This window comes from Mycoplasmopsis felis (assembly GCF_034647055.2).
Classification (GTDB): Bacteria; Bacillota_I; Bacilli_A; order Mycoplasmatales; family Metamycoplasmataceae; genus Mycoplasmopsis; species Mycoplasmopsis felis.
The window spans coordinates 653,993-666,317 of the sequence record NZ_CP141047.2; the positions used below are offsets into that span (position 1 = coordinate 653,993).

The window sequence follows — 12,325 nt, forward strand, 5'->3', positions numbered from 1 at the left end:
AGTTATATTGATGATTTTTATTCAATTATTGCAGCATTTAAAAGTGAATATAATTTAGAACCACACGAAGTTTCAGAATTAAAACCAGCGCTATTTAATGCATACCTAAACAACTTACCTGAAAAGCATAACATTATAAAAATAATGATGCTAAGAAATACACCAGATGTAAATTTAACAATAGAGCAAATCAGAATAAAAAATGAGTTCAAATTAAATAATACTAATGAACCAGACGTCCTAGAAAGTTTTGCGGTTATGATGAGTTAAAGGAGAAGAAATGGCTAAACAATCAGTAGAAATTGGAATCAAAGTCAATTCAGCAAAAGCAAAAAGCGAATTGGAAAGATTTTCAGAAGCAATGAAGCAAACGATGTCATCTATTAAGGGTATTTTTTCATCTTTAAATATTGGAGGGACTTTACTAAGTGGAGCAAATGCAAGCATACAAGAATACATGTCAAAAATGAGGCTTGCAGCAAATCTAACGTCACAAGGATTTAGCAAAGCAGCACAAGAATCCCTTTTTAATATCGCAGATAATTTCGAACGAATAGGATACAGTGCAGACCAAGCAAACGACGCATTCACACAATTTATTACAACAGGACGAGCAACAACATTACAGCAACTGGGAATTTATTTAGATACAAACACTAAGAGTATTTTAAGTCAATCAACCGCACAAGAACGTTTAAATTATGTTTTAAAAGAGGGAAACGTAATGTTTCAAAAACAACGAGATAATATACCTGAAAACATACGCACAATGATTGAATTAAAGAAAGCAACAGAGGATACAAAAAAAGCATTAGGACAAAGTTTTATGACGGTTATAAATTCAATTGTTAATGCTTTCGGAGGACTTAAAAGCACATTGACCGCTTTCTTAACTTTTTATGCTTTATATAAATCAGCAATGATTATTTCAAACACAGCAATCGGAATAAGTAAAGCATTAGCATTAGGTTCAGTATTTGCGGCGCCGTTAGCATTTGGAATAGGAGCAGCAGCATTGAGTTCACTATTAGCGATGGGTGTTGGAACTGGTATTGCAATAAATTCAATTCAAAATTCTAACATTGGAGAAAACGCAACAAACACCGGAACAGATATGACAACAAACGTTAGCATTCAAATTTCAGAAGATAGATTCGGAAGAGAAATGACAGAAAAGAGCGGAAACAATAACGGGAAAATTTAAAAATGGATTTAAAAAAGTTTTATGGAAACATAACTTTAGAGATTAACGGACACGAAAATTGAGCATTTGATAAAGTTATAAAATTCAACTATCACGCAACTAATTTTTCTAAAGTAATTCTAAATAATGTTATTAATAAAAGCATTATATCTGACGGTTTACATTTTAGAGACCATCCATATTTAAATATTACAGAGACTTTTTCAATTGCAACACTAAAGAGTAATGGAGTTCCCTTTTTTACTGGTATTATTAACAGTTCTGGTCGTTATTCGCTTAACCCAAATAAAGTAAAGGACAAGTCCTTAGAAATAGTAGACGTCCGTTTATGATTATCAAAGAAAAGTCCGACCGATGTTGTATTTGAAAATATAACTCCATATAGAGCATTAGAGAGATTTATAAGGTTTTTAAATGAACCAAAAATTAAAATAGGGAATGTAAGTTTTTCTGATAATGACAAAATTTTTGCATATGATACAACAAGTAAGTCCCCTTATTCAATTCTTAAAGATGTAATAGGAAAACAGACACGGAGTTTCTTATATTTTACAACTAACAGATATGGAGATTTATTAATTAACTATAAGTCTGAGAATGATTTTTTAAATCAACAAGCAATAGAAATTAACCCAGATAATTTAGAAGATTTACAAATTTACAATATTGATGTCCAGCAAGATGCAGACAATTACTTTAATACTTTCAGATTAGAGTCGGATTACATATTAGATAACCGTCCATATCAAGAGCATTTTGTTTTAAACAATTCATTAAAAGGATTATTTTTGGAATACAATTTCGGACAGTTACAAGAAGTTTCAAAAGATGAGGGGAATTACTTTTATTATTTAGATAATCCAACAGAGCATCATTCATTGTTAATCGTTTCAAAGGAAGAATATTCAAACGGAGCAAACTATCACGTTTATTATGAAGAAGGAAAGAATGAGTTAACTTTTTCAACAGATTGAGATAAAGAAAACATAGGTCTATATATTAATTATTATCCTAAAGGAAAAAAAGCAATAACTTTAGAGAATTCAAAAGAAGTCCAGCGAATTAAAAAATTAAATAATTTTTATGGAGACGTTTACAGGTATGAAAAAAGCAACGATTTGTCAACTTATAATGATTTATTTAAGCAAGCAAAAAACAATCTAGCACTTAATTCATATATTAATACAACTTTAAAAATTCAAACAACTAAACCGTTTCTTAATTTAGGAGATGGAGTTATTCTAAATTTTAATAATGTAAAGTATGATGGGAGATACATTTGCACTGGTTTTAATGGAGAAATTAACGGTGCAATTAATGAGATTAAATTAACTTATGAGTTAAAAAACGGACTTAATGCAGATACATTATTAAATTTTTATGATTCAACAGATTACAAAATTAACCCACTAAGCAAAAAAAATATTGTAGAAAATGACAAATATAAAGACGAACGTAAAAGCATAAATTTTATTAAACTAAAAGACAATGCGCAAATAAAAGGAAATTTAGAAACTTATAATACTTTATTTATTCCGAAATTCTTACTGTATAAACCAGAAGTTAAACCAAAAACAGACAAAATGTTATTAGAACAAGTAGGAAGAGTTATAAAGGTATTTAATTTTCAAAGCAGCGCAGAACTAGAAGAAGCAAAACGAGATGAATAAAAAAACACTCTTATTTAGAATGCTTTAATTTTAAATTTTTAACTATTTTATAAGAGTTTAGTCCTCCAATTAATACAGCACTAATTAGTAGAATGCTATTTGCAGAAATGAATAGATCTCCTAATGTAATGTATGAATCATTTGCTTTATAAAACTTAGGAAGTAAAACATTATAAGCAAGGTTATCGAAAACCTTTTCCCTAAATTCTTTTGTTAAATCATTTATATTTTTGTCCGGGAATTTCTTAGTGTATCCATTAAAACCTCCATAGTTTTCACTTGCATAAAGCAGTAATTCTGTATCCTCTCTTTCATTAAATGTTGTATTTAAAAAATTTCAGTTATCGTAGTTGCTGCTTACTAAATAGTTTTTTAAGATGAATAGTGTTATAGATGTTATAGTTAAAATAATACAGATTATTAAGACAATTAAATTTATTTTTATTTTTTTCATTTTTTAATTTTATCATAAAGGGGAGAAATGGCACACGTTAAGAAAAATCCAAAATATAAATGATTAGAAACATTTTATCAATATATAAGTGGAAAAGAGCAACTAACCTTAACAAAAAGCAGCATAGACAAAACTTTAGGTTCTATACAGTTATATAATTCAAATATTGAAGATTTCAGCCACAAATAATTGAGTGAAGAAACAGACCATTAGAAAAAGAATATGCTATGGTTTTTATAGATGGGATTAGATTTAAAGTTAAAGAAGAAAATAGATTGGTTGAAAAATCTGTTTATATAGTTATGGGTTATACACTTGAAGGACAAAAAGATGTCTTAGGTTTTTGAATAGGTGAATCTGAAAGTGCAAAATACTGAATGCAAGTACTAAATGACCTTAAATTAAGGGGTGTACAAGAAATTTTTATTATTTCAAGTGATAACTTAACAGGTATATCAAATGCTATTAAAGCAGTTTTTCCTAAAACCCAAATACAAAAATGTGTAGTTCACCAAATCAGAAACTCAGTTAAATTTGTTAATTACAAAGACTTAAAAGAGTTTACAAAAGATATGAAAAATATTTATCAGGCAAATAATATTGATGAAGCAACAAGATTTTTACAAATTTTTGAAGATAAGTGAAAAGATAAATATATGTATGCCATTAAAAGTTGAAGAGATAATTTTGAAGAATTAGTTACATTTTTTAATTTCCCAAAAGAAATAAGAAAGTTAATTTATACAACTAATATTATTGAAAACCTTAATAGAAACATAAGAAAAATTACTAAAACAAAAACTTCTTTTCCAACAGAAGAATCACTTATGAAATCAGTATATTTTGCTATAAATAATCAACTTGCAAAATGAGATAAAATTACTCCAAACTGAGGACAAATCTTAAGTCAATTATTAATAATATTTAAAGAAAACAACTAAAAATTGTTTTTAAAATTAAAGTTTTTTGTCTTACTTTTTTTCAAAAAAGTAAGGTCTCCCTTGATTACAATCAAGGGACGGAAGGGTTAAAAAAACAAAAACCAAACAAAAAGCCAAAAAGCGGAAATGACATTCCGTCTTTTTGACATTTTGTTTGGTTTTTTCTGTTATAATAGAACCAGATTTGTGTTTTGCTATCACTTTTCTCTTACTTTAAAAAGTAAGTTAAAGAGAATTTACACAAAATATAATACAGTCCCTAAATTAATACTAACTTTTTTATCATGGATTTTTATTATTTTGATTTTTCAGTTGTTCATTTATTAATTGTAATTGCTCAATAATTAACTCATCTGAAGACTTTTTAATTACTTCTTTATTTTCATTATCTACTGGCATTTTAGTTGCTTTTCTTCTTTGTATAAGAATTTTTATAGAGTAATAACTAGTCAGTATTATAAATAAAACTAATGTAACAACAATAAAATTAATAAAAGTTCCTAAAAATTTACCTCATTTAATTCCGTTTCAACTCAAACTTTCTAAATCTTTAAACTTATCTCCTAATATATTATAAGCAATAGCAGATAAGATAATATCATTTGATAAAGATGATACAACTGCACTAAATACAGAACCAGTAATAAAACCAATTGCTAGAAGAATCATATTACCTTTTTTAAAAAACTTAATTGATTCTTTAAGACTTTCTTTTAATAAATTATTCTTTTTCATTTTTTACCTAATCATTTGATTTAATAACATCGATTGCGACTATTTCATCATCATCTTTTAATTTAATAACTTTTACACCTTTTGTATTTCTAGAAGTTTCTGATATTTGATTAATTTCAGTTCTTATAGTAATACCAGAAGAAGTAATAATTATTAATTCATCATTTGGTTTAACAAAACTAGCAAATACTAAATTACCAGCTTTTTCTGTATTTATACCAGAAACACCTTTTGCACCTCTTTTAGTGAGTCTAAATTCATCTTGTAAAGTAAGTTTACCAAAACCTTTTGAACCAATTGATAAGATATAATTTCCATCATTATTTGTTGATGCTGAAATAACATGTTGATTGTCAATTAATTTAATAGCTTTTACACCCAGTGAATTACGACCTTGAGATCTTATTTCATTTGCTTTAAATAACACAATGTTTTTATAATTATTAGCAACTAAAATATCATCTGAATCAGAAACAACAAAAGCTCTAACTAATTCATCTTTTTCATTTAATTTAAAAGCAATTAAACCATTTTTTCTAATATTTTTAAATAAACTTAAATTACTTTTCTTAATAATTCCATATTTTGTTATAGTAGTTAAATATTTATCATCACTAAAGTCATCTATGCTAATTATAGAAATAATTTTTTCGTTGTTTTCAACATCCAGATTTTCTAAAATATTAACAATGGACACACCCTTGCTTTGTTTAGAACCTTCTGGGATTTGATGACCACGAAGTTTATAAACTTTACCAAAATTTGAGAACAATAATAAATCTGTGTGAGTTTTGGTTTGCAAAATCATTGCAATATCATCATCTTGGTATGTTTTCATACTCTTAGAACCCACACCACCTCTTTTTTGTGTGTTGTATTCATCTAAATTAATTCTTTTTATATAGCCTTTAACTGAAGTAGTAATAATAATATCTGTTTCTGGTATTAAATCTTCATCAGAAATTCTACCTACTCCAGATAAGTCTATTTTTGTTCTTCTTGAGTCATTAAATCTATCTTTAATTTCATTTAATTCAGTTACCATTAAATCTATTAATTTTTCTTCAGAAGACAATATTTCTTTATAGTTTTTAATTTCAATTAATAAAGCAGAAAGTTCTTCTTCCATTTTTTCAATGTTCAAACCTGTTAGTCTTCTTAGATTCATATCTAGAATAGCTTTTGTTTGCCTTTCTGATAAGTCAAATCTTTTTGATAGTCTATCTTGAGCTATTTGGTCAGTTTGAGAAGTTTTAATAATTTTAACTACTTCATCAATGTTAGCAATACAAATCTTTAAACCTTCTAAGATATGTGCTCTTTCTTCTGCTTTTCTTAAATCAAATTCCAACCTTCTTGTTATAACTATTTTTTCGTGCTTAATATATTCATTTAAAGCGGTTTTTAGATTTAAAACATTAGGTTCACCATTTACAAGTGCAACCAAGTTAGCGCTATATGTTGTTTGCAAGTAGGTTTTTTGAAACAACTTATTTAATATAATATTTGGATTATAACCTCTTTTTATATCTATAACTATTCTAATACCTTCACGGTTTGATTCATCTCTTAGATCAGCTATTCCATCAATATCTTTTGATTTGTGGTATTCTACAATTTTTTGAATTAAAGTAGTTTTCTTTATAGCGTATGGTATTTCAGAAACAATAATTTGAGATTTTCCATTTGATTTTTCAATAATCTTAGTTTTTGATCTTACAATTATGCTACCTTTTCCTGTTTCGTAAGCATCTATAATTCCTTTATTTCCTAAAATGATTCCACCAGTAGGAAAGTCAGGACCTTTTAAGTGTTCCATTAATTCTTTAATAGTTGAATTAGGTTTTTTTGCTAGCAAGATAGTTGCATCAATTACTTCACCTAAATTATGTGGTGGAATTTCAGTGGCCATACCAACTGCAATTCCTGAAGAACCTGAAACTAATAAGTTCGGAAATCTTGATGGTAAAACAACAGGTTCTTTTTCACTGGCATCATAATTATCTACAAAATCAACTGTTTCTTTTTTTATACCCTCTATCATTTCAGCAGAAAGTTTTGACATTCTTACTTCAGTATAACGCATAGCAGCAGCTTGATCACCATCAATTGAACCAAAATTACCATGTCCATCTACTAATGGATAACGCATTGAGAAGTCTTGAGCCATACGGACCATAGCTTCATAAACAGAACTATCACCATGAGGATGATATTTACCTAGAACATCCCCAACAACACGTGCACTTTTTCTGTGTTGCGAACTAGGTGATATACCTAATTCTGACATATCATAAAGAATTCTCCTATGAACTGGTTTTAATCCATCTCTTACATCTGGTAAAGCACGAGACACAATAACACTCATTGAATATTCCAGGAATGAATTTTGCATTTCATTATCTATAATGACTGGGAATAAACCATCTTGCTCTTTTTCTATAATTTGAGAAGTTACTTGGTATTCATCACTATTTTGAGGTGCAATTTCTTCTTCATCAACAAGGACTTCTTTTGACTTAAAAACTACTTTATTATTTTCTTCATAGTCATACTCAATGAACTTATTCTCTAGTTCTGTTTTTTTATCTTTATTTTCCATAATGCCTCACTGAATTTAATAAAATTAAAATTTTATTAAATTATATATTTTTTTTAGTTTTTTTCAAGAGGTAAATTAACACAGAAAATAAAAAATGAAATATTAAGATTTCATTTTATTTAATCTTTCTTCTTGTATTCTTACAAGGTTTTTTAAATCTTTTACTTCCTTTATTGTAAGTTTTCTGTATGTCCCTAGTGGCATTTTGTCGACAGTAATTCCAGCATATTCAATTCTTTTTAAACTTATAACAATTTTGTTTACGGTTTTAAATAATTCTTTGACATGATGGTATGTTCCTTGGGTTAAAATAACAAAGTAAGATTTAGGAGATTCTTCATTAATTGGAAGAACGTTTTGAACACTTTTAACACCATTAACTTTAACAATTCCGTTTAGTTTTTTTAGTTCAATTTTATTTAATTGTTCATTTAGTCTTGCACGATAAACTCTTGGTATTTGATATTTAGGATGTAATAATTTGTTAGTTAATTCACCATCATTGGTCATTATTAAAACCCCCGTTGTATCATAATCCAATCTACCAACTGGAAAAATTTTATATGGGACATCCATTAAGTCTACAACAGAAGTTCTATTAAAATTATCTTTTAAAGTAGAAATAGTTTTTTTAGGTTTATTTAGTACATAATAAACTTTTTCTTCTTCTTTTATTGGAATATTATTGACTAAAATTTCATCTTGAAATGATGCTTTATCACCTAATTTTGCTATCATCCCATTCACTTTAACTTTGTTTTCTTTAATTAAGTTTTCTGCTTCTCTTCTTGAACAAACACCTGCTTGAGATAGTATTTTTTGTAATCTTTCTTTTTGCATTTTACTCCATATATTTTTTATAAATTTCTTCTGATTTTTGGCTAAAAATTACTCCATTTGAAACATTTCAATCATATATTGCTTTAACCAATTTTTTAAAACCTAAATCTAAATCTTCAAAACACAATTTACGTAATTCTTGGATACCAGGAAATTTTCTTCCTTGACATATTTTATCTGCAATAAAAATTACTTTATCTAAATTTGACATATTAAAATGCATTTCTGTATGATATTTAACTGCTTGCAAAATTTCTTCATCTTTAATTCTATAACAATATTTTGCTCAAACATATCCTGCTAGTTGATGTAAAAAATGAATAGGGGTATTCATAGTATCGGGTTCATATTTGTTTATAAAATTTCTAGAATATACTTCATCTCATTCTTTTGCAATATCATGTATTAATCCAGCTGTATAGGCTTTTTTAGCAGACACATTATGAACTTTTGCTAATTCAGCAGAAAATGAAGCAGTAGAAACAGAGTGTTTAGCTCTTTTAGCTGACATTGAATTGTGAATTATTTCACTTAAATATAAATTTTTACTTTGAATATAATCCATAACTTTTTCGTTTACATAATTCAGTTTACCTTTTTTAAAGTCAGTTGAAGAATAATTTCATATAGGATTATTTAATAATATTCCGTTATATTTTTTTATGTTGATTTTGTTGATATTTTTATTTCTTTTAAACACAACTATTTTTGTTAATGACGCTATTTCATCAATATTTTTTCATTTATTTAATTTTGTTATATTATCAGATCCAATTATTAAGTATAATTCATCATTTTTGTATTTGTTTTTTAGATATTTAACTGTATTAATTGTATAACTTACAGTATTTTGTTTTACTTCAAAATCACATAATTCCATTTTTTCCTCTAAAACTAAATTAATCATTGCTATTTTATCTTGAGAAGAAATTTTATTTGACTTTTGTTTAAATGGAGAAACAAAGGTAGGAACATATAATAATTTATCCAAATTAAGCTCTTTTATTGCGAATTTACCTATATTTATATGCCCTTTGTGAATGGGATCAAAAGACCCACCAAAAATACCTATTTTCATAATTACCTCTTAAAAACACCAATTTCTATGGAACTAGATTGTGTTCTATTTTTCTTTATTCTTTTAATATTATATTCATTTAATGTTTCTAATTTTTTCTTTTTTAACTTTAAATTTACATTATTTATTATATTTTGAATTTTTGTGTTTGTATTAGATCGGTTTTTATTTTCAAATAAACTTAGATTTTCATAATTTTCATAGATATTGATTAATTCTGAAATTCTAATTGAAATACCAATTATTTTTTCATTTATAAAATATTTTTTATATAAATAAATGCTTTCATTATAGATTTTGTCCTCTGAAGAAGTATATTTATCTAGTTTTTTATGTTTAAATATTCAATTATCTTCTTTGTTTCTTATTCCGAAAGTAATTAATTTACCAAGTTTATAGATTTTGTTTAGTTTATTTGAAATTTTAATACTTTGTTCTTTAATGTGATTATAAATATCAAATTCAGTTTCATAATATCCAAATGTTATATCATGTCCAACACCTTTAGGTTCAGGAGGAGTAGAGATAACTTTACTTTCTAAATCATAGTTCAGTAAATCTAAATATTTATAACCTGAAGTTTTAAAAATACTTCTTAATTTATAATCATTTTTATTGAGTTGATATAATTGACCAATTGTTTGAATACCGATTTCATAAAATTTTTTTGATAATTGTTTCCCTATACCATGAAATTTACTGATATCTAAATCAAAAAAAAGTTCTTTATAGTTTTCTTTATTTGCTATTCCAATTCCATTAGGTTTATATAAATTCGTTGTCATTTTAGCATAGAATTTAGTTTTTGATATACCAATTGTAATTGGTATATCAAATTCATTTAAAATAACAGATTGAATTTCTTTTGCTAAATTTAGTGCTTGTGTATCGGTTTTAACAAATGTATTTATTTCTAAGTAGCATTCATCTATTGAACCTACTTCTAATTCTTTAGCATAATTTTTCTTTAAAAAATTAAAAATAGAATTAGATTTATAAATAAATAAATCAAACCTTGGTTCTTCTATATATGCATTAGGAACTTTTTTAAGAATTTCATTAACACTACAACCTGCTTTAAAACCCTTTTCCCTTAAATCATAACTAACTGAAACAGCAATTGCATGTTCACCTTTTTTTGCAATTGCTACAGGTTTGTTTTTTAAGTGAGGTTTTAATGAACGAATGGCACTTACAAAATATGAATCAAAATCAATGTGAAAAATATAAGGTCTATTCATTTATAAAAACATTAGTTGGTAATAAAGTACAAATAATTCGATTTGGTTGAATTTTAATATTATAAAAAACTCACAAGTCACCTAGTAGGGAAATTTCGTATTCTGATACATCATTACCTTTTACAAAATCAGTGAATATGTTAATAAAACTAATTATTTCATCCTTTGTTTTACCTTTTATTTTCTCAAAAAATAAATCAGTTGATGCAACAAAAGGAGCACAACCATTACCACTAAATTTTGCGTCTACTAAAACATCATTTTCTCAAGTTAATTCATAAATTAATTTATCTGCACAACTATTACTATATATTGTATTTTTTTGATTTGGAGTTAAATCTTTTTTGTTTTGAGGTTTCATATAATGTTTCATTATAATTTCTCTTGCTTGATCTTTATTAAAATGCATAAAAATCACCTCCTTTTTCTAATTCATCAACTAATTTATTAATATCATCATAGTTATTGTAAATACCTAAAGAAATTCTTAAAAATGAATGTTCTGAAACAACATTTTTTAAATATTGTGCACAAAATATTCCAGCTATAGTGTAAATATTTTTCTGTCCTAAATAAGTTGCTACATCTTGTGGATTTATGTTTTTGACATTAATCAATGCTATATAATGACCAGGTTTTGAATATACATTAATATTCTTTAATTTCATAAGTTTTTTATGTAAATATATTGATAAATCTTTTAGTATGTTTTGTGTTCTTTGGTACCCAATAGAGTTAAAAAAATCTAATGCTTTATCAAACATAAAAAAACCGGCAATATCGGGTGTCCCTGGTTCAAAAACTGATATATCAGTTTTTAAGACAAATGAATGATCTTTATTTATTTCGTTTACTGTTCCACCACCAAATTTCACAGGTCTTAGTTTTTTTAGTAAATCTTCTTTAATAGCTAGTATACCCATACCTGTAGGCCCATAAAACTTATTAGTTGAAAAAACAACAATATCAAATAAGTTTAATGATACTTTTGAATGTGAAATAGCTTGTGCAGCATCATTAAACAGTCATATTTTTTTTTCTTTACATATTTTGGAAATCAAAGAAAAATCAAATGATTTATTAAAATTATTCGTTTCTTGAGATAGTGCTAAGATTTTTATGTTTTTAGTTTTGATTAAATCCAATTCAACATCATCTGATATTTTTATAATTGCTTTGGTTTTTTTTGCTATTTCTATTCAAGGAACTAAATTAGAAGAATGATTATAAGAATGTAATAAAATAACATCTTTTGGTTTTAATAAATGACTAAACATGTTAACAAATAAATTTATACTTTCAGTAGTTCCACTAGTGAAAATTATTTCATTAATTTTAGCATCTATTAAATTAGCAACTTTTTGTCTTACGTTGAATATGGTTTGATTAACTAAATTACCTAAAGGTGTATCTTGAGTTCTAGATGAAATAGATATGTTTTGATAATAATTATGAATAGCATCAATTGCAATTTTAGGCTTTAAAACAAGTGCTGCACTATCAAAATATGTAATTTTATTTAGAATGTCAAATTGTTTTCTAATATCATTATTCATTTTA

12 protein-coding genes and 2 pseudogenes are annotated in these 12,325 nt (G+C 26.1%); 6 read left to right on the forward strand and 8 right to left on the reverse strand.

Going from position 1 to position 12,325, the window contains the following annotated elements; all coding sequences use genetic code 4:
- Positions 1 to 6: 6 nt before the first annotated feature.
- The 4 genes and pseudogenes from RRG59_RS04040 to RRG59_RS02880 form a co-directional block, all read left to right on the forward strand.
- Positions 7 to 105: pseudogene (locus RRG59_RS04040) on the forward strand (hypothetical protein); the annotation flags it as partial.
- A gap of 42 nt (positions 106 to 147) precedes the next feature.
- Positions 148 to 270, forward strand: a complete 123-nt coding sequence (locus tag RRG59_RS02870; RefSeq protein ID WP_322902037.1) for a hypothetical protein — start codon at positions 148 to 150, stop codon at positions 268 to 270.
- Between the two features lie 10 nt (positions 271 to 280).
- A complete protein-coding gene (locus RRG59_RS02875) occupies positions 281 to 1,204 on the forward strand; it encodes a hypothetical protein (RefSeq protein WP_322902038.1) in 924 nt (307 codons plus the stop codon).
- 2 nt (positions 1,205 to 1,206) lie between these two features.
- Positions 1,207 to 2,874, forward strand: a complete 1,668-nt coding sequence (locus RRG59_RS02880; RefSeq protein WP_322902040.1) for a hypothetical protein — start codon at positions 1,207 to 1,209, stop codon at positions 2,872 to 2,874.
- A gap of 10 nt (positions 2,875 to 2,884) precedes the next feature.
- Here RRG59_RS02880 and RRG59_RS02885 read toward each other — a convergent pair whose 3' ends face one another.
- Positions 2,885 to 3,328 carry a hypothetical protein gene (locus tag RRG59_RS02885; RefSeq protein ID WP_322902042.1) on the reverse strand — a complete coding sequence of 148 codons (444 nt, stop codon included), beginning with the start codon at positions 3,326 to 3,328 and terminating at the stop codon, positions 2,885 to 2,887.
- Positions 3,329 to 3,355: 27 nt separating this feature from the next.
- Between RRG59_RS02885 and RRG59_RS02890 the strand changes: the two genes are divergently transcribed.
- Together RRG59_RS02890 and RRG59_RS02895 are read left to right on the forward strand one after the other, a co-directional pair.
- Positions 3,356 to 3,517 carry a hypothetical protein gene (locus RRG59_RS02890; RefSeq protein WP_322902044.1) on the forward strand — a complete coding sequence of 54 codons (162 nt, stop codon included), beginning with the start codon at positions 3,356 to 3,358 and terminating at the stop codon, positions 3,515 to 3,517.
- Positions 3,499 to 4,269, forward strand: a pseudogene (locus RRG59_RS02895) (IS256 family transposase); the annotation flags it as partial. The gene RRG59_RS02890 and the pseudogene RRG59_RS02895, both read left to right, overlap by 19 nt.
- 279 nt (positions 4,270 to 4,548) lie before the next feature.
- Here the strand turns inward: RRG59_RS02895 and RRG59_RS02900 are convergent.
- From RRG59_RS02900 to RRG59_RS02930, 7 genes are all read right to left on the reverse strand, one after another.
- Complete coding sequence (locus RRG59_RS02900; RefSeq protein WP_322902046.1) at positions 4,549 to 5,004, reverse strand: large conductance mechanosensitive channel protein MscL; 456 nt, start codon at positions 5,002 to 5,004, stop codon at positions 4,549 to 4,551.
- A 7-nt stretch (positions 5,005 to 5,011) separates the two neighbouring features.
- Positions 5,012 to 7,606: a DNA gyrase subunit A gene (gyrA, locus tag RRG59_RS02905; protein WP_322902048.1), complete on the reverse strand. Its 2,595-nt coding sequence runs from the start codon at positions 7,604 to 7,606 to the stop codon at positions 5,012 to 5,014.
- A gap of 102 nt (positions 7,607 to 7,708) precedes the next feature.
- Entirely contained in the window at positions 7,709 to 8,446 is a 738-nt protein-coding gene (locus tag RRG59_RS02910) for a pseudouridine synthase (protein ID WP_260623674.1), read from the reverse strand.
- A gap of 1 nt (position 8,447) precedes the next feature.
- Positions 8,448 to 9,524, reverse strand: coding sequence for a nicotinate-nucleotide adenylyltransferase (locus RRG59_RS02915; protein ID WP_322902050.1), 1,077 nt, complete (start codon positions 9,522 to 9,524; stop codon positions 8,448 to 8,450).
- Between the two features lie 2 nt (positions 9,525 to 9,526).
- Complete coding sequence (locus tag RRG59_RS02920; protein ID WP_322900338.1) at positions 9,527 to 10,765, reverse strand: Y-family DNA polymerase; 1,239 nt, start codon at positions 10,763 to 10,765, stop codon at positions 9,527 to 9,529.
- A complete protein-coding gene (locus RRG59_RS02925; protein ID WP_322902051.1) occupies positions 10,758 to 11,174 on the reverse strand; it encodes an iron-sulfur cluster assembly scaffold protein in 417 nt (138 codons plus the stop codon). The genes RRG59_RS02920 and RRG59_RS02925 overlap by 8 nt, the downstream gene beginning before the upstream one ends.
- On the reverse strand, positions 11,164 to 12,321 hold the full coding sequence (locus tag RRG59_RS02930; RefSeq protein WP_322902053.1) for an aminotransferase class V-fold PLP-dependent enzyme: 1,158 nt from the start codon (positions 12,319 to 12,321) through the stop codon (positions 11,164 to 11,166). The genes RRG59_RS02925 and RRG59_RS02930 overlap by 11 nt, the downstream gene beginning before the upstream one ends.
- Positions 12,322 to 12,325: the final 4 nt, after the last annotated feature.